General features: G+C 40.8%; 25 protein-coding genes and 1 riboswitch. Of the genes, 6 read left to right on the top strand and 19 right to left on the bottom strand.

The window, feature by feature from the left end:
* Nucleotides 1-146: 146 nt before the first annotated feature.
* Nucleotides 147-662, top strand: coding sequence for a DnaJ domain-containing protein (locus AC3ANL_RS10985; RefSeq protein ID WP_488329245.1), 516 nt, complete (start codon nt 147-149; stop codon nt 660-662).
* Nucleotides 663-741: 79 nt separating this feature from the next.
* Here the strand turns inward: AC3ANL_RS10985 and cysI are convergent, their stop codons facing one another.
* The 9 genes from cysI to AC3ANL_RS10940 all read right to left on the bottom strand — a co-directional run bounded on the left by cysI (nt 742) and on the right by AC3ANL_RS10940 (nt 10,155).
* Nucleotides 742-2,460 (bottom strand): assimilatory sulfite reductase (NADPH) hemoprotein subunit, encoded by a 1,719-nt coding sequence (gene cysI, locus AC3ANL_RS10980; RefSeq protein ID WP_488329244.1) that lies wholly within the window; start codon nt 2,458-2,460, stop codon nt 742-744.
* 26 nt (nt 2,461-2,486) lie between these two features.
* A complete protein-coding gene (locus tag AC3ANL_RS10975; protein ID WP_488329243.1) occupies nt 2,487-4,280 on the bottom strand; it encodes an assimilatory sulfite reductase (NADPH) flavoprotein subunit in 1,794 nt (597 codons plus the stop codon).
* A 456-nt stretch (nt 4,281-4,736) separates the two neighbouring features.
* Nucleotides 4,737-5,459, bottom strand: a complete 723-nt coding sequence (locus tag AC3ANL_RS10970; RefSeq protein ID WP_488329242.1) for a sirohydrochlorin chelatase — start codon at nt 5,457-5,459, stop codon at nt 4,737-4,739.
* Nucleotides 5,460-5,480: 21 nt separating this feature from the next.
* Nucleotides 5,481-6,257 (bottom strand): uroporphyrinogen-III C-methyltransferase, encoded by a 777-nt coding sequence (gene cobA / locus AC3ANL_RS10965; RefSeq protein WP_488329241.1) that lies wholly within the window; start codon nt 6,255-6,257, stop codon nt 5,481-5,483.
* 20 nt (nt 6,258-6,277) lie between these two features.
* Nucleotides 6,278-6,877, bottom strand: coding sequence for an adenylyl-sulfate kinase (gene cysC, locus AC3ANL_RS10960; RefSeq protein ID WP_488329240.1), 600 nt, complete (start codon nt 6,875-6,877; stop codon nt 6,278-6,280).
* Nucleotides 6,878-6,890: 13 nt separating this feature from the next.
* A complete protein-coding gene (sat, locus tag AC3ANL_RS10955) occupies nt 6,891-8,039 on the bottom strand; it encodes a sulfate adenylyltransferase (protein ID WP_488329239.1) in 1,149 nt (382 codons plus the stop codon).
* 116 nt (nt 8,040-8,155) lie between these two features.
* A complete protein-coding gene (cysP, locus tag AC3ANL_RS10950) occupies nt 8,156-9,223 on the bottom strand; it encodes a sulfate permease (protein ID WP_488329238.1) in 1,068 nt (355 codons plus the stop codon).
* Nucleotides 9,224-9,248: 25 nt separating this feature from the next.
* A complete protein-coding gene (locus AC3ANL_RS10945) occupies nt 9,249-9,965 on the bottom strand; it encodes a phosphoadenylyl-sulfate reductase (protein WP_488329237.1) in 717 nt (238 codons plus the stop codon).
* A gap of 79 nt (nt 9,966-10,044) precedes the next feature.
* Nucleotides 10,045-10,155: a YezD family protein gene (locus AC3ANL_RS10940; RefSeq protein WP_488329236.1), complete on the bottom strand. Its 111-nt coding sequence runs from the start codon at nt 10,153-10,155 to the stop codon at nt 10,045-10,047.
* Nucleotides 10,156-10,320: 165 nt separating this feature from the next.
* Nucleotides 10,321-10,423: riboswitch (SAM riboswitch) on the bottom strand.
* A 218-nt stretch (nt 10,424-10,641) separates the two neighbouring features.
* Here AC3ANL_RS10940 and AC3ANL_RS10935 point away from each other — a divergent pair.
* Nucleotides 10,642-10,920 (top strand): hypothetical protein, encoded by a 279-nt coding sequence (locus AC3ANL_RS10935; protein ID WP_488329235.1) that lies wholly within the window; start codon nt 10,642-10,644, stop codon nt 10,918-10,920.
* Nucleotides 10,921-11,031: 111 nt separating this feature from the next.
* Here the strand turns inward: AC3ANL_RS10935 and AC3ANL_RS10930 are convergent, their stop codons facing one another.
* Nucleotides 11,032-12,813, bottom strand: a complete 1,782-nt coding sequence (locus AC3ANL_RS10930) for a PhoX family protein (RefSeq protein WP_488329234.1) — start codon at nt 12,811-12,813, stop codon at nt 11,032-11,034.
* Between the two features lie 351 nt (nt 12,814-13,164).
* Between AC3ANL_RS10930 and AC3ANL_RS10925 the strand changes: the two genes are divergently transcribed.
* A complete protein-coding gene (locus AC3ANL_RS10925; RefSeq protein WP_488329233.1) occupies nt 13,165-14,271 on the top strand; it encodes an AbrB family transcriptional regulator in 1,107 nt (368 codons plus the stop codon).
* 94 nt (nt 14,272-14,365) lie between these two features.
* Here the strand turns inward: AC3ANL_RS10925 and clpP are convergent, their stop codons facing one another.
* Nucleotides 14,366-14,947, bottom strand: a complete 582-nt coding sequence (clpP, locus tag AC3ANL_RS10920) for an ATP-dependent Clp endopeptidase proteolytic subunit ClpP (RefSeq protein WP_488329232.1) — start codon at nt 14,945-14,947, stop codon at nt 14,366-14,368.
* A gap of 30 nt (nt 14,948-14,977) precedes the next feature.
* On the bottom strand, nt 14,978-15,673 hold the full coding sequence (locus AC3ANL_RS10915) for a sigma-70 family RNA polymerase sigma factor (protein WP_488329231.1): 696 nt from the start codon (nt 15,671-15,673) through the stop codon (nt 14,978-14,980).
* A gap of 434 nt (nt 15,674-16,107) precedes the next feature.
* Here AC3ANL_RS10915 and AC3ANL_RS10910 point away from each other — a divergent pair, with 434 nt between their 5' ends.
* Nucleotides 16,108-16,305: a hypothetical protein gene (locus tag AC3ANL_RS10910; protein WP_488329230.1), complete on the top strand. Its 198-nt coding sequence runs from the start codon at nt 16,108-16,110 to the stop codon at nt 16,303-16,305.
* A 77-nt stretch (nt 16,306-16,382) separates the two neighbouring features.
* Here the strand turns inward: AC3ANL_RS10910 and AC3ANL_RS10905 are convergent, their stop codons facing one another.
* From AC3ANL_RS10905 to AC3ANL_RS10890, 4 genes are all read right to left on the bottom strand, one after another.
* Nucleotides 16,383-16,751, bottom strand: coding sequence for a hypothetical protein (locus tag AC3ANL_RS10905; protein ID WP_488329229.1), 369 nt, complete (start codon nt 16,749-16,751; stop codon nt 16,383-16,385).
* A gap of 209 nt (nt 16,752-16,960) precedes the next feature.
* Entirely contained in the window at nt 16,961-18,325 is a 1,365-nt protein-coding gene (locus AC3ANL_RS10900; RefSeq protein ID WP_488329228.1) for an MATE family efflux transporter, read from the bottom strand.
* A gap of 148 nt (nt 18,326-18,473) precedes the next feature.
* Complete coding sequence (locus tag AC3ANL_RS10895) at nt 18,474-19,292, bottom strand: hypothetical protein (RefSeq protein WP_488329227.1); 819 nt, start codon at nt 19,290-19,292, stop codon at nt 18,474-18,476.
* A 502-nt stretch (nt 19,293-19,794) separates the two neighbouring features.
* Nucleotides 19,795-19,995 (bottom strand): cold-shock protein, encoded by a 201-nt coding sequence (locus AC3ANL_RS10890; protein ID WP_024027764.1) that lies wholly within the window; start codon nt 19,993-19,995, stop codon nt 19,795-19,797.
* Nucleotides 19,996-20,369: 374 nt separating this feature from the next.
* Between AC3ANL_RS10890 and AC3ANL_RS10885 the strand changes: the two genes are divergently transcribed.
* Entirely contained in the window at nt 20,370-21,611 is a 1,242-nt protein-coding gene (locus tag AC3ANL_RS10885; RefSeq protein WP_488329226.1) for an MFS transporter, read from the top strand.
* A gap of 302 nt (nt 21,612-21,913) precedes the next feature.
* Nucleotides 21,914-22,639 carry a protein-glutamine gamma-glutamyltransferase gene (locus AC3ANL_RS10880; RefSeq protein ID WP_488329225.1) on the top strand — a complete coding sequence of 242 codons (726 nt, stop codon included), beginning with the start codon at nt 21,914-21,916 and terminating at the stop codon, nt 22,637-22,639.
* A 94-nt stretch (nt 22,640-22,733) separates the two neighbouring features.
* Here AC3ANL_RS10880 and AC3ANL_RS10875 read toward each other — a convergent pair whose 3' ends face one another.
* From AC3ANL_RS10875 to AC3ANL_RS10865, 3 genes are read right to left on the bottom strand one after another with little or no spacing between them, the layout of a single operon-like run.
* Entirely contained in the window at nt 22,734-23,741 is a 1,008-nt protein-coding gene (locus AC3ANL_RS10875) for an ABC transporter substrate-binding protein (RefSeq protein ID WP_488329224.1), read from the bottom strand.
* Nucleotides 23,742-23,759: 18 nt separating this feature from the next.
* Nucleotides 23,760-24,530, bottom strand: a complete 771-nt coding sequence (locus AC3ANL_RS10870) for an ABC transporter permease (RefSeq protein ID WP_488329223.1) — start codon at nt 24,528-24,530, stop codon at nt 23,760-23,762.
* Complete coding sequence (locus AC3ANL_RS10865; protein WP_488329222.1) at nt 24,520-25,263, bottom strand: ABC transporter ATP-binding protein; 744 nt, start codon at nt 25,261-25,263, stop codon at nt 24,520-24,522. Before AC3ANL_RS10865 ends, AC3ANL_RS10870 begins: the two co-directional genes overlap by 11 nt.
* Between the last annotated feature and the right edge of the window lie 3 nt (nt 25,264-25,266).

Genomic DNA, 25,266 nt, shown 5'->3' with positions numbered 1-25,266 from the left:
ATTCATAACATTTGAAAAAGAAAAATGTTGCAAAGAACTTTTAATCAAAATTATATCATTTAGTAAAACAATTGTGGTTTTCCGTATGTTACATTAATTTTAGCTTAAAAAGGAAGTAACTACGTGATGAAGAATGAGATGATTACATGTTGAATGTTAAGGAAGTTACAGAATTACTTAATGACCAAGGCATAGCAGCTAATGAAGAAACGGTCATACGATGGATTCTAGAAGGAAAAATGAAAGCGAAACGGACTAAAAAGTTGAACATAGACTACTCCATCTACCCGATTGATTTGGCAGCATTTATTTTAGAAAAGCAGATTGAAAAAAAGAGCAAACACTTTGGCATTGATTATCAACAATGGGAAAAAACGTTTTATGACAATCAGAAGTTAAAAGAGGAAAACGAGGAATTAAAAAGCATCGTTCGCATTGAACAAACCAAAGTCCGCGGATTAAAAAGAATGTTAAAAGCGGAATATGCACTGACTGATTCTCCACCCCTGCCCTTTCCTTTATTATTAGGATTAGAAGCAGATGCTGGCAAAGAAATGATCAAGAAAGAATATAAAAAATTACTCAAAGCCCTGCATCCAGATCGTAGTGGAGATGAACGACTTTTTAGGGTGTTTTACGATCATTACACCAAAATTAAGTAGAAATTATTTAATAAAATAAGAAGCCTGGTTTGGATATACAAAAAAAGAGACAGTCAAGGCTGTCTCTTTTCCAAATGCATTAATTATGAAAATTGGTCCCATCTGTTGTGGCTTTGACAATCTCTGCACGAATGACAAAGTCACCGAAGTGTTCGCCTTCCTGGCGTTCTTTTGCATAGCGTGGAATAATGACGCTTAATTCTTTTAAAATTTCGTCTTCACCGATATTTTCGCGGTGCATTTTGCTTAAGCGGCTGCCATCATGGGCTGCTCCAAGATACATATTATACTTACCTGGCGCTTTGCCGATAAACCCAATTTCTCCAAGGGCATGCCGTGCACATCCATTTGGGCAGCCAGTCATTCGGATCGTAATTTCTTTGTCACGGAGGCCGTTTTCATCAACAATTTTCTCAATTTTGGTAATGAGACTTGGTAAATAACGTTCTGCTTCTGCCATCGCCAAACCACATGTCGGGAGGGCCACACAGGCCATCGAGCTGCGGCGAAGCGCCGAGTAATGCTGTCCGTCAGTTAAACCGTATTTTTCAATCAAATCGTTGATTTTTTTCTTTTTCTGGCTGGATACATTAGCAATAATGACGTTTTGGTTGCCTGTTAAATGAAAATCTCCTGTATGAATTTTCGCGATTTCACGTAAGCCCGTCTTTAACTGGTAATTTTCAAAATCGGCAATCCGGCCGCCTTCGATAAACAGCGTAAAATGCCACTTTCCTTGAATACCTTTCACCCATCCATAACGATCGCCGTTATCGTCAAAATGAAACGGCTTCGCTTCTGCCAGGCTCCAGCCAAGGCGATTTTCCAGCTCTGCCTTCACATTTTCAAGACCTAGTCTATCCACGGTATATTTGAAGCGGGCATTTTTGCGGACAGAGCGGTTTCCATAATCACGTTGGATTGTAATGGTTTTTTCCGCAATATCATACAACTGATCAGGTTTACAGAAGCCGATCACCTTTGCGAGCTGCGGATATGTCGCTGTATCCCCGTGTGTCATGCCCATACCGCCGCCAATGGCAACGTTAAAACCGATTAGCTTGTCGTCCTCCACAATCGCAATAAATCCAAGATCTTGTGAAAAAACATCTATATCATTGGATGGTGGAACAGCAATCCCTATCTTGAACTTCCGTGGCAAATAAGTTGGACCATACATTGGCTCTACTTCTTCCACTTCAGGAGAACCGGCCACTTTTTCTTCATCGAGCCAAACCTCATAATACGCTCTAGTCCGGGGTAACAAATCATCACTTAATTTTTTTGACCATTCATATACTTCAGCATGAAGCTCCGATTGATAAGGATTCGAGGCACACATCACATTACGATTGACATCGCCGCACGCAGCAATTGTGTCCATAAGCGCTCCATTTATTTCCTGAATGGTCGATTTCATATTCCATTTTAAAATGCCATGCATTTGGAATGTTTCGCGAGTGGTAAGTTTTAATGTGCCATTGCCGTATTTATCAGCCAGCTCATCCATGACTAGCCATTGGTTTGGTGCAGCTACACCGCCTGGTAAGCGGACACGTAACATGAATTGGTAAGCTGGTTCTAGTTTTTGCTTTTGCCGCTCATTGCGGAGATCCCGGTCATCCTGCAAATAGCTGCCGTGATGTTTCATTAAACGGTTATCGTCTTCTGGAATTCCAGCGCTAATCCGCTCCAGCATCACTTCCTTCAGTGTCCCGCGTAAATAATTGCTTCTTGCTTTTATTTCCTCAACATCACTTGGTGGTCCATCGGGTGCTTTTAAAATTGGGTTTACCATGTTGAAAAACTCCTTTCCATCCAAAATCAATATACATCTCGCTGGTAACGTTTTTGCTGTTGCATATCGGCAAGATATGCTTCTGCATCTTCTCGGCTTAAATTGCCTTCTTTTTCAATAATTTCAACGAGAGCTTGATGGACGTCATGTGCCATGTGTTTCTCATCGCCACAAATATATAGGGCTGCTCCTTCTTGAAGCCACTGGAACACTTCATTACTGTGTTCCTGTAAACGGTGCTGTACGTATACTTTTTCCTTTGTGTCACGTGAAAAAGCAACATCCATTTTTGTCAACGTTCCATTTTTCAGCCATTTTTGCCATTCAGTTTGGTATAAGAAATCAGTTACAAAGTGCTGGTCACCAAAGAATAACCATGATTTACCTGTTTGACTTCCTGCATCTTCACGTTCCTGCATAAAAGCACGAAATGGAGCAACACCTGTTCCAGGTCCAATCATAATGATTGGTGTTTCCGGGGTTTGAGGTAATTTAAAGTTCTCATTGTGTTGAACGTAGACGTTCAAGATATCCCCCGGGTTTAGCCGTTCAGCCGCTAAAATCGAGCAGACACCATTCCGGGTGCGTCCGTGCGCCTCATAGCGGACAGCTCCGATTGTCAGATGGACTTCCTCTGGATTGGCAGATAAGCTGCTGGAAATTGAGTATAGACGGGAAGGAATTTTTCGCAAGCTGCTGATAAACTCTTGAGCCGCCCCCATCCAAGGCGTAAAGTCACGAACTAAATCAAGTAAATCCCGTCCTTCGATGTAGGCTTTTAATTGTTGTTCGTTACCTGCAGAAAGAAGTTCCTGTAACTTGTTATTTTCTGATAGCTGTACCAGCTTCTGAAGAAGTGGTTTTGTTAGAACCGTAATTTCATAAAAGGATAAAAGTGCGTCTCTTAGCGGACGAACATCGCCCTGTTTAACCGTAACTAGTTCCTCAGGGTTCCATTTCATTTCCTCAATGAGAAAGTCAACTAAAGCCGGATCGTTTTCCGGATAGACTCCAAGGCTGTCTCCAGGCTCATAGGCGAGTCCCGAACCCTCTAGCGAAATTTCGAGGTGATGTGTTTCTTTATTTGAACCTCTGCCGTTTAGATTAATATTTTCAAGCACTTCTGCTTTAAAAGGATTAGTCCTAGAATATGCTGAATCGACAGCTGGCTGGGCTGCTGTTTGTGCCGGTGTTGAATTTCCACTTGGAACTTCGCTAATGCTGCCAAGGACTCCTTCAAGCCATTCTGCTGCCGGCTCATCGTAGTCAACATCGCAGTCAAAGCGTGGATAGAGGCGTGTGCCGCCCAGTTCTTCTAACCGTGCATCCATTTCTTTTCCTGTCTGACAGAAAAACTCATACGAGCTGTCCCCCAACGCTAACACGGAAAAATTCAGGTCGACTAGTTTAGGCGCTCGCTTTCCAAAAAGAAACTCATGGAACGTAATCGCACGATCCGGCGGTTCGCCTTCGCCATGGGTACTTACGATAATAAGAAGGTTTTGAATTTTCTTTAGGTTATTCGGTTTAAAATCATCCATGGATGACAGTGTTACCTGGAAACCGTTCGATTCTAGTGTCTTGGCTGATTTCTTTGCCAGACCCTGGGCATTTCCTGTTTGAGAACCATAGAGAATGGTTATTTCTTTAGAAATTTTCTGAGTAGGCAGCTGTGCTATTGGTTCTGCTGCGGTTCCCAATGAACCAGCAAGATAGCCGCTAAGCCATACTTTTTGTGATTCTGTCAGGGTAGGCAGAATTTTGTTAAGGAGCTCAACTTGCTCCTGAGTAAACGGACTGTTCAATACCTGAAGTTGCAAACAATACCACCTCACAAGGGATAAAAGTAATTAACATATAATGTCATTTTTGAAATGAATGAGAATGTTCTCACTATTAATCTAGCATGCCATTAATTCGTGTTTCGGACAACTAGAAATTTTATTAAGATACCTTTTTTTCATTTTTATGGGATTTCGGTATAATTGGTTCGGTATAGTGCCTAGTTTTGTTCTTTTTAGGATGGTTCGGGCACTGTAAACCTTTGATAGTGACTGTCACGCTCTTTTTTTGAGTCGGATGGTCATCATTATCTTTTTTTGTGACTGTTAGTCTACTTTTAATCGGCTTCACGGGAACAATAATATTTTTTTGTGACCGTCAGTCTACTTTTATTCGGCTTCACGGGAACAATAATTCTTTTTTGTGACCGTCAGTACTCATTTGGAGTACGTCACGGGCACAATTGTTTCCTAGACTAGGTTAATAACAGCATCCTAGTTCGTCGCGCGCTCCATAACAATTTCCTCAATCACTCGATGGCCGCTCAATGGCCCAAGATTATGAATCGTATAGCCTTGCTTTTGCCACTTAAGCACCTCATGAGCAATTTCAGCAGTAAGTAAACCGGAAAATAACAAGTATGGAACCACTATTGCTGTACCCTCGACCCTTTCCATCAGGCGATTGAAACCCTCTTGCAGTCTTGGTTCCGCTGCAGCCATGTAGCAAACGGAGACCTCTTCAATGCCAAGCCGATTCGTAATGCCACTAGCAATCAGTTCGAAAGCGGCTTGGATTCCAGGGTCACTGCTTCCCCTTCCAACAATTAGGATTCGATCCTCACTTCGTAAAGGACCAACAGTGTCCCTAACCACTCCCGCAATTGCATCAAGAATGCCGCCTTGCACTCCGAAAGGATCCTTAACTGAAATTTGAATATCAGGAAATCTTGCCTGTAATGCCGAAAGCACCAAAGGGATATCTTGTTTAATGTGGCCGGCTGCCAACAAGAACAGCGGGACAACCGTGATATGCGTCGCCCCTCTTGCTACACACCTCTCAAAGCCTTCCTCAATAGATGGAGTCGACAATTCTAGAAAACTGATTTCTTGAATCGGGACATCCAGCCGGCCCATCACTCGCTCAATAAAGGCTTTGGCCTCATCTGCTCCTTTTTTCGAACGGGTACCATGGCCAATATATAAAATGGCTTTCATTCAAACGTCTCCTTTCTGCCTTTATCCATGGACAACTGGCAAATTGGGAACAATTTCTTCTTGGAACCAGTTTAGTTTTTTATGAAGGTGGACGACCTCGCCAATCACAATCATGCTTGGATTAGAAAGACCCGCCTCCTTCACACGTTCTTCAATGGTCTCAAGGGTACCTGCCACGGTTTGTTGATCGCCTAATGTCCCCCATTGGATAAGAGCAATCGGCGTTTGCGATGATTTGCCGTGTTGGATAAGTTGTTTGGTTATCGTTGAAAGATGGGATACCCCCATATAGATACAAATCGTATCAACTGCATTAGCCAGATGGTACCATTGATGCTCGGCCGCCACATCCCCGGCTTGGTGTCCAGTAATAAACGCAAAGCTTCTGCTTAAGCTCCTATGCGTGACTGGTATTCCAGCATAGGCGGAGGCTGCAATCCCGGCCGTAATACCGGGAACAATTTCAAACGGTATATCGTGCTTTGCACATTCCTCGGCCTCTTCACCGCCGCGTCCGAACACAAACGGATCTCCACCCTTTAAACGGACTACCTGATTTCCCTTTTTAGCATATTTCACCAAAAAGTGATTAATCGTTTCCTGTTTCATCGTATGATAGTGGGGGAGCTTGCCACAGTATACAAGCTGTGCCCCTTCTTTTGCATGCTGCAGCAGTTCAGGATTTACTAGCCGATCATAGAGGATGACATCAGCTTGTTGCAGGCAACGTAATCCTTTAACGGTAATTAATTCTGGATCTCCAGGACCCGCACCTACTAAAAAAACCTTGCCAACCATGGCTAATCATCCTTTCTCAACTAGATTATATTCTTTTCTTGCAAGTATTGAAAAATTTGTCCTACTGCTTCCTCTACCGTGAAAAGGTCGGAACGAATCGTGATTTCCGGACGTTCGGGTGCCTCGTAGGGAGAATCAATCCCGGTAAAATCCTTTATCTCACCACGACGTGCTTTAGCATAAAGCTGCTTTGGATCGCGAAGCTCACATTGCTCAAGCGGGCAGTCGATGAATACTTCGATAAACTCTCCATCTTCAAACAATTCACGAACCTGGTCACGGTCGGAACGGAATGGGGAAATAAACGCAGTGGTTACAACTGCACCGCTATCGACAAATAGTTTAGCGACTTCACCAATCCTCCTGATATTTTCAGTCCGATCATAATCGGAAAAGCCAAGGTCACGGTTCAAACCGTGACGAATATTATCTCCATCCAGTACATATTCATTGATTCCCTGGCGGTACAATTCGCTAGACACTGCATTGGCAATCGTCGATTTACCAGAACCAGAGAGGCCGGTAAACCAGAGTACACAGCTGCCATGCCCATATTGAGCACGACGATCTGTTTTCGTAATGGTTGTTGAGTGCCATGTAATATTCGTTGCTTTTGACATTTTCTTCTCCTCCTTAAACCGTTGCGCTTTCTTTCATTCCTTCAATCAACACTTCTACTACCTCTTTACGACTGAAGGTAGAAGGAGGTAGAACGCCAGCACGCAACATTTCTCTAACCTTTGTACCTGAAAGGATCACCCGGTCTTCTTTGCTGTGCGGGCAAGTTTTATCTGAAGCCATGCCTTCACATTTCGTGCAATAGAAGCTATGTTCAAAGAACAATGGTTTAATGCCAAGTTCCCCTTCAGGAAACTCGCTGAAAATGTGCTGTGCATCGTATGTCCCATAGTAATTGCCGACACCTGCGTGATCGCGGCCGACGATGAAATGGGTGCAGCCAAAGTTTTTTCGAGCGATCGCATGAAAAATCGCTTCTCTTGGACCTGCGTACCGCATTGCGGCAGGATATACACCAAGCTGGACTCTTTCTTCAGGATAATAGTTTTCTAGTAAAACACGGTAGCTTTTTAAACGAACATCAGCAGGGATATCGTCAGACTTGGTTTCCCCAACAAGTGGGTTAACAAATAGTCCATCGACTATTTCCAAAGCGGCTTTTTGAATATATTCATGAGCCCGGTGAATCGGGTTTCTGGTTTGGAAACCGACAACGGTTTTCCAGCCCTTTTCTTCAAATAATGCCCGTGTTTCTTTTGGCTCAAGCCAGACATCGGAAAATACTCCTTTTTCTGGTTTTTTGACCAAGGTTACTTCACCGGCTACATATACAGGCCCTCTTTCATAAAGCCGCTTTACGCCTGGGTGAGCAAGCTCTTGTGTTTTATACACTTCAATGGCTTCTTTGTCTAGGTCCGGCTCATACCATTCAGAGACCTTTATGACACCATAAACCTCTCCTTGAAAAACTAACTTGATTTCTTCGCCCTCATTAAGAGATACGGCTGTTGCGTAGGAAACAGGCAATGTAACAGGAATCGACCAAATGGTTTGATCTGCAAGACGCATGTTGCTAACAACAGATTCATAATCGGCTTTTCCGAGAAAACCCGTTAATGGACTAAACAGCCCTACTCCGATTAATTCGAGATCGCTTAAAGCGATGGCATCAATTTCAAGTTCTTTTTCAATTTGTGTTAAATCATAATCAGGGTTAAATGCTTGGATAAGTTTCCCTCCATGAGGTGCTGGTAAAAATGACATGTATAATCTAGTCCCTTCTATTATATAAATTAAGAACAATACTGAATTAGGTGTTACTGGCGGATAATCAACACTTAAGGTGAGACACCAACTTTCATTATCTCACAACCTAATATTTACTCTTTCACAACCTCTGGGTTCGCGGTTATCGTTGGCTTCTGCCTTTTCATTAAGGAAAGAACACCGAAGACAGAAATGAGTCCTCCAACCATTGCAATAATAGGGTAGAAATTATGTTCAATGATCAATTGAATGAGTGTATAGGATAACACCATTGATAAAACAGGCGACACAATCCAAACGGTAAGTAATTGAACAACAATCCCTTTTTTCAGTACCGACTTCCCCTGCTTGGCAAAGCCCATACCGATAATGGAGGAGGTGGTGATTTGTGTTAACGGGACAGGAATCCCAAACACGGATGCTATAGTTACAATGGTTGCACCCGTCCCTGAAATCACACAGCCCTCTTCCAGTTTAAGTGTCGTTATTTTCTTACCATTTGTTTCAAGGACGCGATGCCCGAGCAGCAGCGCCCCGCCTGCCACGAATAAGCCACCCCAGAAGATCCCATCTCCAGTTGAGAGAATGTTGGCTCCCACCAATGGACCAACTGCATTCGCAACATTGTTCATGCCGGCTGAAAAGGCCTCAAATAATCCCATAAATACGACAAGCGCAGACAAGAACGGAACGGCTTTCGGCGCTGCCATCCATTTTTTTAGCCGTTTATTTTTTAATAAATAAGAAGCTAAGATGGCGATGATAAATGCCGCGAATGGGGTAAGCAGCCAAAAAAACATGATCCAGACTATTTTGCTTACAAAAACAGATTGGTAAACAATCCCTGCCCCAATGACGGAACCTACTGCCACTTCACTAGTTGATAGCGGAATTCCGAAGATGTTGGCTAAAAATAAGGATAATGCCGCTGAAGCTAACACAATTAAGGCAATTGGGATGGTAAAGGTACTGTTTGGTACAATCCCGCTCCCAATTGTTTTAACCACTTCTCCCCCGCCAAGCCATGCGCCAAAGAATACAGCGATACTGCACAGGAGCAGGGCAAATCGTTTTTTTACAACTCCTGCTCCATAAGCGATGCCCATCGAGGCCGCAGCACCGCTGGCACCAATATTTATGGCAAAAAATAAACCAATACTTACTGCAATAATTGTGAGCAAAGATAATACCCTCCTTTAGCCTCCATTAACGGGTGTGTAGACCACACTCCGTCTTGCCGCTTCCTACCCAGCGTCCTGCTCGTGAATCCCCATCGTCCCCAACAGGTTGTGTACAAGGGAAACAGCCGATGCTTGGATAATTATGATCATGCAGGGTGTTGTATGGAAGATCTTTTTTCTTGATATAGTCCCAAACCTCATCCCATGTCCAATGAATCAATGGGCAAATTTTAATATTCTCGAATTTTTCATCCTTATTGATGAATTCAGTGTTGGCTCTTGTCGGTGACTGTTCTCGGCGAAGACCGGATATCCACGCTTGTTTAGCCGTTAACGTTTCTCTTAATGGTATGACCTTGCGAATATGGCAGCACTGGTTCGGATCCCTTTTCCATAAAGCTGAGCCATATTCTGCCGCTTGTTCATCGAGACTAACCTTTGGCAGTTTCCGCTCGATTCGGAGCGTTGGGAAACGGGCTTCTATTTTATCAATCACCTCGTATGTTTCTGGAAAGTGCAGTCCAGTGTCTAAAAAAACAATATGGGCATCTGGTTTTACCTGTGCGATTAGATCGATTAACACAATCGCCTCTGCCCCAAAACTTGATGAATAGACGATCTGCTCTTCAGGATAGGAATTGTAAGCCCATTCTAAAACGGAACGTGCCCCTTTGGTTTCATCCTCAATAGGGAATGTATCTGATATTTGTTGCCAATTTTGATAGGTTATTGCAGAATTCATGGTCATATGCCTCCTTTTTTCCATTAAAAAAGACAGTCTTCCACTCTTGTAAAGTGAAGACCGCCTCTAGTTTCTCTAGTCAGCGATTTTTATTTGGTTGAAGACGAACCTTTTCGTTTTTCTCAATTTGGACAATCTTGCCGTCCTGGACAACTAGTGTGATCGAACCAAATTTCAGTGATTCCATCATTTTCTCAATATGGGCAAGGAGTTCTTCCTTCTCATCAGTGTTCAGCTTGATTCGCCTCCTTTCGGATCATTAGCATGAGCATCATTCATCAATGTAACGCTCAGCACCCATTCCACAAAAAACACCTTTCCCCTTCGGAAAGGTGTTACCACTAGTATGGTGAACACCTTATCTCCCAAAATGACTTCACATTTTGCTGGAATTGGCACCTTGCTGTGCAGGTTGCCGGGCATCGTTGGGCCAGTCCCTAAGCCACTCTTGATAAGTGATTAACTGATTTTATGGAATTAATCCTACCATACCAATAGGTTTTATGTAAATAAAAAAATACAATTTTTTAAAAATTCTTGTTAATACCGTTTTTTCAATAGGTCATTAGTCTAATTTAACGAGAATTTGGACTGATTTTCCAAAAATTTTTTTTAAAAAAACCGATACCAATTTCAATAAATTGCATTTACTGTAATGTGAAGGAGGATGATGTTTATGACAGAGATAAATTTTCATCAAATTGCCCATGAGCTGTTAAATAAGGAAGTAGAGGTTGTAACTCTTCAAGGAACTTTTACAGGAAAACTGCTCGATGTTGGTACGGATGTTCTTGTTATAGAAAGCCGTGGTCGAATCCGCCCGAGGTTACTAGCCGTAAGAATTGAAGTTATCGTAGCTATCTTTCGGGTAGAGCACATGGCGAGAGGACCATTTGGTTTTAGTCCTGAGGAACATAAGGTTGAACACGATCGCGAAGAAAGTAGCAATGATTAGCGACAAAAGGTCGAAAAGAGAAAGCAAGTATTAATATGGTGCTTTCTCTTTTTTATAGTTACAAAAAAAAGCAGTCCTGTATAAAACAAGACCACTTAGAGGAAAAGTATCCTATTTATTATTTTTTTCCTCACCTAGTGAGGGAAGTCCCGAAAGATACCCCACATATCCCGGATTTTGCGAACTGTTCATGAGGTAGGCATGGCCATCAAGGTTCTCCACCATCTGTAAGCCAGTCGATTCCCCGCCTCCAGGTACGGAGAGAATTCGTGAAAGTTTCTTAGTCTCTACATTGTATGCCCATGTGTAATTATTTGCATGGAGACCGGAATCCTCCGCGATAAATAGTGTTTTCATTTTTGGTGAATAGATTACATTATCAGGATTTGCAATTTTATCAACGTTGGCTGTGTTTCCATCAGCGTCAGGAGCAGTCAAATCCTCACCCATTAAATAACCAGACATGTTGACAGGTACATAATGGCTGTTTATCTTTTGTCCATCTTTCGTTTTCCGATTGGGTTTGAAGGAGACTTCGTATATTCCTCCTGCACTAATCTTCGGTAATTGGATATCATCTACGGGAGCTGTTGGTTCAGGTAACATCGTCCCTTCTTGATAGGAGATGGCTAAGTAGGCTTTATTTTCTTTTTCGTTAAAATCAAGACCTTCCATCTTATTAAATTCTACTGTTGCACCAAGGTATGCCGCATAACGATGTGTCTCTAGGAATGCTGCCGCTTTGTCCATTCCTGGTTTCACTTTAACCCATTCTACTTTTTTACCGTTAGCTGCTGTTTTGATTGGGGTATAACCATCATTTTTCCCTTTAACGGCGTCGTCGGTTACGTCAAAGATATCACTGAAATTTGTTATGTCTGCTAACTTCTGAATTTCTTTATCTGTAGAATGACCAAGCTTAATCCATTCAAAATTGGCTGAACCGCCTTTTTCAGTTCCAGTCTGCACCCATTTGGCGGCATATAACGTACCTGCTGATAAATCTTTCTCTTTATCTGCTACATACATAAATAATCCGCCAGGGTTGCTGTCCACCCCATAAATAACCGTTTTGTTATCTGGCATGACCTTTACGCGTTCGAATGCCATTCTGCCCATGCTATAATGTTTAACAACACTAGTAAACCCATCTGCCTTAACGGTTACTTCCGGTACATGTCCATAATAGTAGGGATTTCCTATTAAATTTGGATTGTTATAATAATTCCGCATAAACTTAGTAACTGCTGAAGAAGCAGGATTCAATTCATGGGCTCTTGCATCGGGATCGGTTTCCTCTGATCCAAGATGTGTATTCCATGGAGTTAATAAGCCAGCACAAGGCTTCCAAATCCCATTTACCTCAGAAAAGTCAATTGGCTTAATATCAATAACAGTCAATTTGCCCGTGGCAGGATCCATCTCAACAGTACTTAAGCTCATGGTTCCCGGATTTTCAAGACCATTCTCATTTTTAGGCATTGATTCATAATGACTGATTAAATAATAAGTATTTTCAGGAAGACCAGGAACCTTCATAAGACTATTCATGTCTGGAGCTGATGAAACATATGGTGTACCATTGGCCCTTGTTTGGATTTCACCCGCTGCATTGGTGGTCACTCCAGCAACTTTTCCATTTATTAAATCACCAGGTCTAAACAAAGTTTCGTAGCTTAGTGGAACAGTTTTCTTGCTCCCGTTATTGTATGTAACCTCAACAGATGCCTTCGAATACATTAAGTCATTTTTTTCTTGGTCAGTCTTCGGTGCATTCATTCCATAAAACTCGATTGATTTAATTTTCGGAGATTCCTTCGGTGCAGCCATAGCTGCATTTAAAGATGTCATAGTTAACGATGCTGCAAGAACTGGTACGACAAATTTCTTCATTTCACTTCGCTCCTCTTCAATTAGCATTGCTCTTCTCTATAACCTTACAAAACTAACATTAAGACTGAGTAAAGTGGTAATAAGAATTTTGTAAACTTTCCATTAAAACGGCTTGATCAGTTTTTTCCTAGTGCTGCCTTTTTAAATGGTCACCTAAACACTTTAATTTACACATCATCACATGATAAAATAATGGAATGGCAAAAATTTTAGGTTTTTATTCATTAGTAGGTTTTGGGGTGAAAAATGATCCATCCCTTGTTGAAAATGTTATAAATGATGTATTACTTGAATATCATATTTCCTTATTATAAGGACGTTAATAAATTTTTATAGACGGAAGTGTTACTCTTGATTGATTTATCAAAGTCCAATGGCAACAAAATGCTTCGCTTTTCAATCACATTGATCACCGCCTTTATTGGTGGTCTGGTGTTCTCGGCTCTACATACTCCGATTCCCTGGCTGCTTGGGCCCATGGCAGCAGTTTTAATTGGGGCCCGATTTGTAAAAATTCCATTATATTGGCCAGTTCAGATTCGTGATGCTGGGTTAATTATTGTCGGTTATTCGATTGGATTGTCTTTTACACAAGAGGCGCTTCTGCAAATTATCGCAAAACTGCCCTCTATGCTGTTCATGACGGTATTATTAATAGGTTTTTGTGCAGGAATTGCCTTTGTTGTTTCAAAACTTACGGGGGTCGATTATCCAACTGTATTGACAGGAAGTATTCCTGGAGGACTGTCACAAATGATAATTTTTGCAGAAGAGATGAAAGGAATTGACATTACCACGGTGACTTTCCTGCAAGTGGCCCGGTTAATGATGATTATTTTTTTCGTACCTTTTCTGTTGTTTGGGCCGCTGTTTAAAAATACACCTGCTCAAACAGTTGCAGATGTACTTGACAAGACAATCCCAGCTTCTGGACCTTTTTTTGCCATGATGGTTTTCTTTGGAGTGATATGTATACTGTCTGCATTTCTTGCCAGAAAACTTAAATTTCCTACTCCCTTTTTACTAGGTCCTATGCTCATTACAGCGATTTTCAGTGTTGCTGGATTCCATGGCCCTGCGCTTACACCAACGATTTTGGACGTTTCACAATTTATGATAGGCGGGTACATTGGTTTGTTATTGAAACCTGAAAAACTCGAACATAAGGCAAGAATAATTACCCTGGCACTGCTTAGTGGATTGCTAATGGTCTTAGGATCTGTCGGGTTAGGTTGGTGGCTGATTTATTTTTACCATATTACCCCCTCGACAAGTTTACTGAGCTTGGCGCCAGGTGGAATGGATCAAATGGCGATCCTTGCCCATGAAGTTCATGCCGATTTATCGATGGTTACCGGGTACCAATTATTCCGGCTGTTTTTTATCTATTTTGCCGTACCGCCAATGCTAAGACTGTTCTTTAAAGTCGGTAATAGCAAGCGGAAAAGGACAGCTTGAGTGATTATCTGTTGCTTACTGTAATGAGAATATATTAAAGGGTCAGACCCCATATTGATGTTGAGGGGTCTGACCCTTTGTTTTCTTTTAATGATCATTTAGGATGCAGAATTTCATCAATGATGCCGTACTCTTTTGCTTCCTCCGCGCTCATGAAATAATCTCGATCGGTATCCCTTGCCACCTTTTCAACCGGCTGTCCTGTTCGGTCTGAAATAATTTGATTAATATGTTCTCTTAGCTTTAAAATCCGCCGCGCCGAAATTTCAATTTCCGTTGCCTGCCCTCTTGCACCGCCTAAAGGCTGATGGATCATGATTTCGCTATTGGGTAAGGCATACCGTTTCCCCTTAGTCCCCGCTAGAAGTAACAGCGCCCCAAATGAAGCAGCCATACCGGTACAAATGGTTCGTACTTCTGGCTTAATGTATTGCATCGTATCATAAATGGCGAAGCCAGCTGACGTGGAACCACCTGGGCTGTTAATATAGAGGGAAATTTCTTTATCTGGGGCGTCTGCTGCTAAAAATAATAATTGCGCGACCACGCTATTAGCAATATGGTCATTGATTTCATCGCCAATGATGATGATTCTGTCCTTTAATAGACGTGAGTAAATATCGTACGAACGCTCACCATGGTTAGATTGTTCAATTACATATGGAATGGTACTCATATCGTCATCCTCCTTGAAGCGTTTTATTGGCTATGCAGCCATACAGAGAGTGCTTGAAGGAGTGTTTTGTTTAATGGATTGCCATTTTGCCCTATAGTCAGGTGTTTCACGAAGACTTTTAACCATAGGGATAGTTTGAATTAGAACCGCTGGGTCTTCTTTTTTCAAAGCTTCATAAAATAAATCTGAAAGCAGCTCTCTTTCTTCTTCATCCCAAAATGAATCAATGGAAGAAGGTTGATCCTCTACTTTTTCTAGACGTTTTTTAGCACGATGAAGGCTGGCCTTTATTGCCATCTCTGTTGTTTTTAATAGCTCTGCTATTTCCTTGGCCTGATATTGAAACCCCTCTTTTAACATAAAAATGATCGCTTGCTTTGGTGTGAGTTGTTTGAACACAATGTCCACAAGATGGTTCATTTCATCGAGCCTCTCAGGTAAAACATGCTGATTAAGACCTGAATCAGCTTCAAGTGTTTCATTTTTTCTTTTTCGCAGGTGATCCACCCAATGATGGTAGGCAATTTTTTTTAACAAAGCGGTAGTCATTTGTTGAGGAGTATATTTTAATGCCTTCAGGAAGGTCTCCTGAGCGATATCGTCTCCATCCCAAGAGTTTTGTGCTAGAAACCGGCAATAGCGCTGTAGTTTTGGATAATGATCGATCCACCTGCCATCCTCTTGCAGTTTATTTTCTTCGCTGTGTGGGTTTAACTTTCGTGACATGCTTTCCACTCCTTTTTGCACTCTCTATCCTCTAAACGTTTCAAACTGGATGAAAAGATACGGGTACCGCTACTATTATTTATAAAATTATATGCTTAATAAAAGATTATTACATAGGACGACGAATTGATATTTGTTCGGCAATATTTTTATTGGAAAGCTTTTGGATTGGTCGAGACAATCGGAGGGAATTTCATTTGGTTTACATAATAATATTATCAATAAGGTAAATTTTTTGTAAATCGAAATTCATATACTAAAATTTTGCAAACGCTTAATCATCTATAAACCCTACATTATTCAAAATCATAGTTACAGTGTTTTCTCATCCTTGGTAAAAAATGAATGATTTTGTAGAAAAATAATGATGGACTAATTTTTATAGCCTGCTATAATCTCTTTAGGATATAAAATTATTTTTAAAGGTGGGCATTATGGGGAGCACATGTCGATATGTTGTCAACGCGCTTGGAAAAGGTGGGGAAACATATTATACTCTTTGTAAAGATAAACAGGATTTACAAAATTGGATTCACAACAATCGTGAAAAACTAATTATGGATGAGCTTATCGTTACGGATAAAAACCAAAGTCTTTTTAGCAAATTATTCGGTCTAAAAAAAATATTTTAACATGAAGGACGCCATTCATTATTGACTGGCGTCCTTATTTTAGTATTTTTGTATTTTCTGCCTTTAAATATAGTATCTTAGTCACCTAATTCTCTGATTTTTTTTCGTATTTCAATCATTACTTCGCGTGGGTTTTCCATTTCAAAAATGATATATTTATATTTCCCAAAACCGTCTACTTCCAAGTGGATTAACGGTACCTGATGTTCAAAAGATAGAAAGTACCACTCACCGCCAAATTTGAAGCGGCCTTCGTAGATATGCAGCGGTGCGATCGCGGTACCTGGCATTTGAAGCATCCATAGCGGCGGCTCAAATTCATCTATATAAACACCTTTAATGGATTTATATGGAATTTTCAACTGCCATTTAAATGCAAACACACTTATTACGCCTGTTAATCTTAGTACGAACTCATCGTCGGTAAAGTGTACTTTCCTTCCCATAGTCGTCACCTCACATACAGGTTTAGATCATCCTATCATTGTATATTTTACCACTAGAAGATAAAGTAAACTTTTTTAATTTTCACAAAAAACGCACATTATGCTAACAGATTCTTTCTTTAAGATAAACAAAAGGACTGACCCATTTGTGTGCAGTTTAGTGCTGGGCAGTCCATTTTTTGAATTATCACTATACCTACTATTGAAAGCTACTTATTGGTGCCTGACACCAAGAATCTTTTTTTCTGGATGTAGATGAGTCTGAGGGAGAGTGCGATTCCTGCGGCTAGTAGGCCGACGGTTAGGCCGATCCAGTAGCCTCTTGCCCCTAGGCTGGTAAAATTGGCCAAGAAGTACCCGATTGGTAAGCAAATGAGCCAATAAGCAATCAGCGTCATGATAAAAGCAATATTAACATCCTTATACCCTCTTAAGGCAGATTGGGCCGTTACCTGGATGGCATCCGAGATCTGGAAGAAGAGCGCAAAAATTAAAAAGTTCGCTGTTAAATTAATAACTGCAGTTTCATTTGAATAAAGTCCGGCCACCTGATAGCGAAAAGTGACCACCAGCAATCCCGTCCCGATTGCAATTAAAATGGCGAGTCCAATCCCCAACCAACTATATTGTTTTGCATCTTTATACCTCCGTGCCCCTACCTCATACCCGACAAGAACGGTTAGCGATGTAGAAATACTAATCGGAAACATATAAATAAATGAAACGACATTTAAAGCAGATTGATAAGCGGCAATCGTTGTCACCCTAAACTTACTTAATAAAATCGTGACAATTGCAAAAACAGTGGTCTCAAAAAAAACGGAAAGGCCCATTGGCACACCAATTTTTAAAATTTCTTTACACTGCTCCCAAGAAAATTCTTTTAAATTGGAAAATACAAGGAATGTAGTAAAAGGATCCTTATTTTTCACAATAAATGCTGTCATCCCGAGAAATACCCAATCGGTGATAGCTGTGGCATACCCTGCCCCGGCACCGCCAAGTTCAGGAAATCCAAACTTTCCAAAGATAAGTACATAATTCAGAATTAAATTGATCGGTAATGATAATAGCATAATGACCATAACAACGCGTGTTTTTCCTAACGCGTAAATAAACGATCTTAGGACGTTAAAAAGAAACAGAGGAAGCATTCCATAACTAAGTCCAACCAAATAATCAAAGGCTGTATCGCGTACACTTGGTGTAAGCTTCATGAAATCCAAGAGAGGATTTAACAAAAAGTATCCGAAAATGAGGACGACGATCGTAATCAAAACGGAAAGATACATCCCATGTTTAACAACGGCTGAAACTTCATGATTCTTTTTCTGTCCAAAGCGTTGTGCCGCAATTGGAGACACAGCAAGAAAAATCCCACTAATCCCCATGAAGACTGGACTCCATATGGACGAGCCAATCGCCACTCCCGCTAAATCAGAACTACTATATCTTCCTGACATAATCGTATTGAAAAACACCATTGAAAACATACCAAGTTGAGTAATTAAGATTGGTATTAGCATAACAAAAATCTGCTTTGTTTTTTCCTTAATTGTAAAAGTTTGATTCATTCTTGTGTACTCCTATTTAAATAAAAATCAGAAATTTCATTATACCCCATCTTTGCAAAATTTTCCTTACTAATATTAAAATTGATGAAACAACTTTCTCCCCGCTAAAAATCTTCTTGTCAAAGAAATAGGACATCCAGTGGAAGTCCTATTTTTTAACAATTTTCGAAGGGTTATTCACTTTATATAACACAGGCACATCTACTAGGAATTCTTCTGGGACCTCTTTCCCTTTTCCCATTTTCTTCGCAGCTACTTTTCCATCAAATTCAAGCGAATCGCCAGCGGCCAATTCGAACTTTTTCAATGTTTTACTGTGGCTGCACCAGGCAAGGCCTAGTTCTAGCGGATTCTCCTGCTCAATTTGAACATTTTCGAGGACAACCACTTCATCATTTTCTTCATTAAAAGGATTGTATACCAGTGCAAACTGTTTAACAGTTGCAGTAAAATGCACCTTATCAGCAGGTAATTCCAACTTTGGCGCCTTTGGTTTCTTCGGTTTTGACTCCTTAACAGGCTTAGCTTCCTGTTTAGACGGCTTTTCGGCTGTTTCAGTTACGGTTTTGATGGTCTCGGTTTCTTTTTCCGATCCCTCATCTGTCTTAACACCAGCAGCATCATGATCCTCAAGTGTGAGCATGCTTTCTTTCCCAAAGCTCGATTGCTGCATTTCTTTTAAAAAAGCAGGGTGAATACAGCTCAGATTGCCATCTTGGAATTCAATTACAAGCGTATTAAAATTCCCGCCACTCCCATAGGTTTCATATCCTTTGATGGTCACCTGACGCTGATTGTTTTGCTCCTTGTACCAAAAGTCCCTTTTCGCTTCCTTTGCGGAAGATAGACCCCATTCCTTTAATTTTTCCTTATAATGGTCATCATCACGAAAGGTCTCATAGTCGCCTTTAGGCGGGATATATTGAGTTAACTCAGATTGTTCTAATTGAGTTCGCACGATTGCCATATCTACATCTTCCTTTCACCATGTATGTTTCTTTGATTATAACATTTAAGACAGAAAATAATAATATTAAGAACAAAAGCGCAAGCGCCCGTTAAGCGACGTATGGACTGGAGCACATCGACTGAGATAAAGGAAACACGAATCGCGTTAGCGATTCGATGTTGACTTATCGTAGGGAGATGGGCGAAGTACACTAGTCGCTGGGCGCTGGAGCTGGACGAATCTAACGTATCAAAAGTTATTCACAGTGATGCAATCTATAATTTCCTATAAAATAAGTAAAACGACGTTTGGATTTACCCTGTGGACAATTATGTATTTATTTTTCTAAAATTTATGTGATTCCTCTCACATTCTATGCTATACTTATTCTACCATTTACTTTATTGCTTCATGTTCCCTGCTCATTTAGTTGAGCAGGGCTATTTTTTTGCAGCTTTTTATACTAAAAAAAAGACCCTGCGAGAGGGCCTTTTTTATGATTACATTTATGTGGTTAAGATTATGCTTTACGAACGTTAGAAGCTTGTGGTCCACGTTGACCTTGTTCTACGTCAAAAGTTACTGCTTGACCTTCGTCTAAAGATTTGAAGCCTTCACCTTGGATAGCTGAGAAGTGAACGAATACGTCGTCTCCTGCTTCGCGTTCGATGAATCCAAAACCTTTTTCTGCGTTAAACCATTTTACTTTACCTTGTTCCATGTGTGTTTCCTCCTGCTGTGTGCTTCATGCACACAATTTGTTACTATCCTTGCTTAAATCTTCCAGACAAAAAGCGCAGTACACTTTTAACGTTCTTTCCGACTCACAAAAATAATTCTCCTTTACTATAACAGAAAGAAATCAATAAAGCAAACGAAGAAACAACTTTTTAAAAAAGATTGTGGATTTCAGTGTTGAAGTAAAGACCTCCTAATATAGAAATGTCCGAAAATAAAGGGATTTATTTCACTTGAGATTTCAATCTTTCTAAAATATTTTTAATCTTCATGATTTTTTTAGAAAATTTTCTGTCGGTTGCTGGCTTTTGATTGTATAATTACTAAAGAATTTAATATGAAATCTGGTGAAGACACATGCGCACATATAATGAAAAAGTAAGTATCTATCATGGAATGGTGTCTACCATAGCTGTGAATCTTGCAGGTAACTATTTTCCTATTTTCGCTATTTCTATTCTTGGTGCTACCAATTATCAGGTAGGATTAATTAGTTCACTCCCACCGTTAGTTGCCTTAATAATGACGATTCCAGCAGCCATTCTGCTAAATCGGCTGGAATTACAAAAGAAAACGGTAGCTATGGCTGTTTTTTGGGGAAGGATTATGTTTTTATTGCTCATTGGAGTGGTTTTTTTCGATTCTGCCTACCAAGCCTGGGCTTTTTTAATCATTGTCGCTTTAATGAATGTGCCTGGAACAATCTCTAACATTGGTTGGCAAACACTCATTAGCGGGATGATTAATGATGATCGAAGAGGCGCATTTTTTAGTGACCGAAATCGACTTTTAACTATTGTCGGGATGGTAACCACGTTAATCATCGGCATTGTAATGAAAAAACAGACAGACAATGCACTTGCTTATCAATGCTTATTTTTTATTGCTTTTATTTTTGGCTTATTCGAAGTGTATTTCTTAATGAAGCATAAGGAACAAGTTCAACCAAAGACGAATAAAGAGCAAAAATCATTTATGGATTGGTCCATTTTTAAGGATAAAGGGTACAATTGGTTCCTCCTTTCTGCCCTGTGCTTTAACTTCACCTGGCAAATGGTTTGGGGACTATTCAATATTTATAACGTAAAATATGCGCATGCCACCATTCTTTGGATTAGTATATTTTCAGTTGCAAATCAGTTGGTGCAAATCTTTTCCTTCCCATTGTGGAAAAAATGGGCGGACCAAAAATCTAATACTCTTATGCTTGTTTGGGTAGCAGTCGGCATGGCAACAGCACCGATTTTAAATGTTCTATCAACGAACCTTATCTATTTGACATTTGTTTCTATGACATCCGGCTTTTTTGTTTCAGGTACGATGCTTCTTTTGTTTAACCTTTTGCTGGAGCAATCTCCTAAAGAAAAAAGAACGTATTGTATTACGACCTATAACATTCTTCTATCCTTGGTTGCATTTATTGCACCACAAATAGGAATTTGGCTTTTAGAAACAACAGGCATGGAAATATCGATGGAAATAAGCTCACTGCTCCGACTAATCAGTGCATTCGTCTTCCTCCTCATGTACGTAAAATTCATGAAAAACAAAAAATCCACCAAATTTCTAACAAGAAAAAAAGCGTCCTCTTCATCTTGACTGAAAAGACGCTTTTTGTAATATGAGAATGTATAAGTTTTTGTTTCGAGAATTGTCCAGCTCCAGCGCCCTAGCGGCTAGTGTCCTTCGCTCTCCGGCCTACGATAAGTCAACATCGAATCGCCTCCGGCTCTTCGTGTTTCCTTTATCTCAGTTGGAGCGCTCTAGGCCATACGCCGCTGACCAGGGCGCTTCCGCTTTTCTTGGTGTTAGGCACCATTTATTCTTTAGAAATGATAAATATATAAGAAACTTTATCATATTTTTAGAAAGAGTGTATTAATGGAATCAGGAGGAGAGCCATGATTAAAATTAATCATCAGATGGTGGATTCAGAGGATCTTGTTCCCAAATTTTCTAATCCAGAAGAGAAAACCATTGTGAAACAGATGGCGGCCCATCATACTTCCTACGAATACCCAACAATAAACGATCTTCAATTCGAACTCTTATTTCGAAGAAACACGATGAAAGCAGCACGTGAGCTAGACAAAAGTGGTCCTCATTTTACTACCTTTACGTATGCATTTTGCAATAAAAAGTATTGGGATCGCTTAGCGAATGGGGGCTTCCTCTTAAAGCCTGATGTTAGTCCCTCTGTTGGTCTATTAGACATCATTAAAAATGGGAAGCTTTATGCGTTTGAATGCTCCACAGCCATTGCTATTGTTTTATATATTGCCACCCTTTATTCGATCGGCAGTCAACGGTTTGATCTGCTCTTTGCCCGCCTATACTTAATGGATTGGCAATTTGATGAGGATTTGCCGATCCATCAAAAATATGGAGATGATTTTATTCCTGGCGATGTTTTGCATTTCAACAATCCTGATTTCGATCCCAAACAACCGCATTGGCGGGCGGAAAATGTCATCTTTTTTGGCGACGACAAATACTACGGACACGGTGTAGGCATCCGCAACGCCAGTACCATTATTGACTTTCTAAACAAAAAAAGAAAGCCAAATCCCAAGAATTCAGCTTACCTAATGCATTTAATCACACGACCAAATTATCAATCAATATAATGTTATTATTGGTGTCAGGCACCCATCGGTGGAAAGTGTCCACCGACGGTGCCTGACACCCTTTACAATACTGATGATTTACAAATGGCCTTTCCTATAAGTTAATAAAGGCTTGTTCTGCTTTGACGTTTTCGTTTATTACTTTGTTTTGTTTTAGCCATTTGGTGACCTGGTTCCAGGTTTCCGGGTCTTGGTAGCCGAATGGTTTTTCTTTTGCATCCATTAGAGGCAATAACATTTCTAAGCTTTTTGTTTCAATATCTTTCTCTAGCGGTGAAGATTTGTCTTCGTGCTTAAGCAGGGTGGACAAGGCCGCTTCAGGATGGTCCTGAACATATTTTTGACCTTCCCCAATTGCTGCCATAAACTTTTTAAACACTTCAGGTTTTGCCTTTAATCCCTTTTCACTAGCGACCAATACTAATTCATAGTAATCTGGAACGCCATAATCCGCAGGATTTAGGGTCCTTATTGGGTGCCCCTCTTTTTCCAGCAATAACTTTTCATGATTGATATACCCGCCGATAAGGGCGTCCGTCTTTTTCGTAGCCATTGCAGGAATGAGATCCCAGCCTACATCGACCATTTTTATCTTACCAGAGTCTCCGCCGTCAGCCTTTACCATGGTTTGTACAATCGCTTCATCAAGTGGAATCGATGGATAGCCAATGGTTTTACCAGCTAAATCTTTTGGTGATTGAACCGAACTATCGGCAGGCACCATGAGTTGATTGAGTGGATGACGGACAAGCGCGCCAAACGATTGAACAGGGATATCTTCACTGCGTGCCACAAGCACCTGCGGTTGATAGCTTATCGCCATGTCGATTTGATTGGCAGCCACGAGTTTCAATGGATCATTTGTGTCTGCAGGCATTTGAATATCTAGATCCAGCCCTTGCTTTTTAAAGTAGCCTTGTTCCTCGGCTGCAAAAAGAAAGGAATGGACCGCATTCGGATACCAATCCAACATTAAGCTGACTTTTTCGACCTTCTTGTCTGCACCTGAACTTGTTTTATCAGTAGCCGTCTTATCGTTTTGCCCACATGCACTTAACATAAGTAACAAAAGGCTAATCATGATTACAAAACTTTTCTTCATTAAATATTTCTTCCTTTCTTAGATGCGAAATTTATTTTTCAATAATTGTTTTTCTACTAATCGAATTAATAAAAATAGGACGATTCCGAGTAATGACAAAAGAAATATTGCAGCAAATACGGCATCTGCCTTAAGGTTACCTGACATGCGCCTGCTGAAGTAGCCGAGCCCTACACTTGCACCAAGCCATTCACCAATTGTTGCTCCGACCACACAATAGACAACAGACATCTTTAAACCGGACATAATCGAGGGCAATGCCATCGGGATCTGGATTTTTTTAAAAATGGCCCAGCGATTCGCCCCCATCGTTAACAATAAGTCCCGATATTCATGGCCGCCCGATTTTAGTCCATCATACGTACTAACGACGATCGGAAAAAATGCGGTCAAAATGGTTACGGCAATTTTGCTCCAAATCGAATAGCCAAACCACATGATAAAAATCGGCGAAATGGCAATTAGCGGCACCGTCTGTGAAATGACCAGAAACGGGTAAAGCACTTTCTCTAACGATCGTGAAAAGTGCATTCCCACTCCGATCAATAAGCCGCTGATAACCGAAATCAGAAAGCCTATCAAGACTTCTTTAAGGGTTGCGGGCAAATGTTCTTGTAACAAAAGCTGTCGGTTTTCTACCAATGACCCCCATATTGCTGATGGCGAAGGCAAGATAAAAGCTGGAATAATGCCTTGCTTCACTATCCACTCCCACAAACTGACGAGAACGATGACTACGATCACAAACAGACCATAATCTCCCGTCCATTTTTTCACTCTATTTTTCATTTTGTATCAGCCACTCCAGTTCTTTTCTCATTGCGATAAACTCTGGTTGGTAAATGAGTTCTGACTTTCTTGGTCTTGGGAGCTGGACCTTCACTTCTTGGATCCTATTTCCACGATCCCCTGTTAAAAGATAAATCCTGTCACTTAACAAAATCGCTTCCTCAAGATCATGGGTGATAAACAGGACCGTCTTTTGCAATTCTCCCCATAACCCTAATAACCATCCGTGCATGTTGCGTTTTGTCAGTGAATCAAGGGCGCCAAACGGCTCATCGAGCAATAAAAGGTCTTTGCCGGTCATAAGGGTTCGTAAAAAAGCAACCCGCTGCCTCATTCCTCCCGATAGTTCATTCGGATAGGCTTTTTCATAATCTGCTAAACCAAAGCGGGACAACCACTCCCGTACCTCCGGCAGCCTTGACTTTGTTCTTTCCTTCGTTACCTCCAAAGGCAGTAAGACATTCTCTATTACTGTTTTCCACGGTAGCAGCAAATCCTTTTGCGGCATATAACCGACATGTCCTACTCTCTTGCCAGGCTCTTCTTCTCCAATCAAAATAGTCCCTTGATCAGGTTCTAGTAATCCGGTAATCAACTTAAAAAGGGTGCTTTTGCCTGAACCGCTCGCCCCGATAACGGAAACAAATTCCCCAGCCATAACATCCAGAGAAATTTTTTCAAAAATGGGCTTCTCGCCAACAAAGGAGTAGGATAATTCATTAATCTTCAACATGGG

Source organism: Neobacillus sp. DHD-1R (assembly GCF_057747995.1).
This window is presented reverse-complemented; position numbering and strand designations above follow the sequence as displayed.

Coding starts and splice junctions, on each gene's coding strand:
- AC3ANL_RS10985 (WP_488329245.1), top strand. CDS start 147: ATGTTGAATGTTAAGGAAGTTACAGAATTACTTAATGACCAAGGCATA.
- cysI (WP_488329244.1), bottom strand. CDS start 2,460: ATGGTAAACCCAATTTTAAAAGCACCCGATGGACCACCAAGTGATGTT.
- AC3ANL_RS10970 (WP_488329242.1), bottom strand. CDS start 5,459: ATGAAAGCCATTTTATATATTGGCCATGGTACCCGTTCGAAAAAAGGA.
- cobA (WP_488329241.1), bottom strand. CDS start 6,257: ATGGTTGGCAAGGTTTTTTTAGTAGGTGCGGGTCCTGGAGATCCAGAA.
- cysC (WP_488329240.1), bottom strand. CDS start 6,877: ATGTCAAAAGCAACGAATATTACATGGCACTCAACAACCATTACGAAA.
- sat (WP_488329239.1), bottom strand. CDS start 8,039: ATGTCATTTTTACCAGCACCTCATGGAGGGAAACTTATCCAAGCATTT.
- AC3ANL_RS10945 (WP_488329237.1), bottom strand. CDS start 9,965: ATGAATTCTGCAATAACCTATCAAAATTGGCAACAAATATCAGATACA.
- AC3ANL_RS10940 (WP_488329236.1), bottom strand. CDS start 10,155: ATGATGGAATCACTGAAATTTGGTTCGATCACACTAGTTGTCCAGGAC.
- AC3ANL_RS10935 (WP_488329235.1), top strand. CDS start 10,642: ATGACAGAGATAAATTTTCATCAAATTGCCCATGAGCTGTTAAATAAG.
- AC3ANL_RS10930 (WP_488329234.1), bottom strand. CDS start 12,813: ATGAAGAAATTTGTCGTACCAGTTCTTGCAGCATCGTTAACTATGACA.
- clpP (WP_488329232.1), bottom strand. CDS start 14,947: ATGAGTACCATTCCATATGTAATTGAACAATCTAACCATGGTGAGCGT.
- AC3ANL_RS10915 (WP_488329231.1), bottom strand. CDS start 15,673: ATGTCACGAAAGTTAAACCCACACAGCGAAGAAAATAAACTGCAAGAG.
- AC3ANL_RS10910 (WP_488329230.1), top strand. CDS start 16,108: ATGGGGAGCACATGTCGATATGTTGTCAACGCGCTTGGAAAAGGTGGG.
- AC3ANL_RS10905 (WP_488329229.1), bottom strand. CDS start 16,751: ATGGGAAGGAAAGTACACTTTACCGACGATGAGTTCGTACTAAGATTA.
- AC3ANL_RS10900 (WP_488329228.1), bottom strand. CDS start 18,325: ATGAATCAAACTTTTACAATTAAGGAAAAAACAAAGCAGATTTTTGTT.
- AC3ANL_RS10895 (WP_488329227.1), bottom strand. CDS start 19,292: ATGGCAATCGTGCGAACTCAATTAGAACAATCTGAGTTAACTCAATAT.
- AC3ANL_RS10890 (WP_024027764.1), bottom strand. CDS start 19,995: ATGGAACAAGGTAAAGTAAAATGGTTTAACGCAGAAAAAGGTTTTGGA.
- AC3ANL_RS10885 (WP_488329226.1), top strand. CDS start 20,370: ATGCGCACATATAATGAAAAAGTAAGTATCTATCATGGAATGGTGTCT.
- AC3ANL_RS10880 (WP_488329225.1), top strand. CDS start 21,914: ATGATTAAAATTAATCATCAGATGGTGGATTCAGAGGATCTTGTTCCC.
- AC3ANL_RS10875 (WP_488329224.1), bottom strand. CDS start 23,741: ATGAAGAAAAGTTTTGTAATCATGATTAGCCTTTTGTTACTTATGTTA.
- AC3ANL_RS10870 (WP_488329223.1), bottom strand. CDS start 24,530: ATGAAAAATAGAGTGAAAAAATGGACGGGAGATTATGGTCTGTTTGTG.
- AC3ANL_RS10865 (WP_488329222.1), bottom strand. CDS start 25,263: ATGTTGAAGATTAATGAATTATCCTACTCCTTTGTTGGCGAGAAGCCC.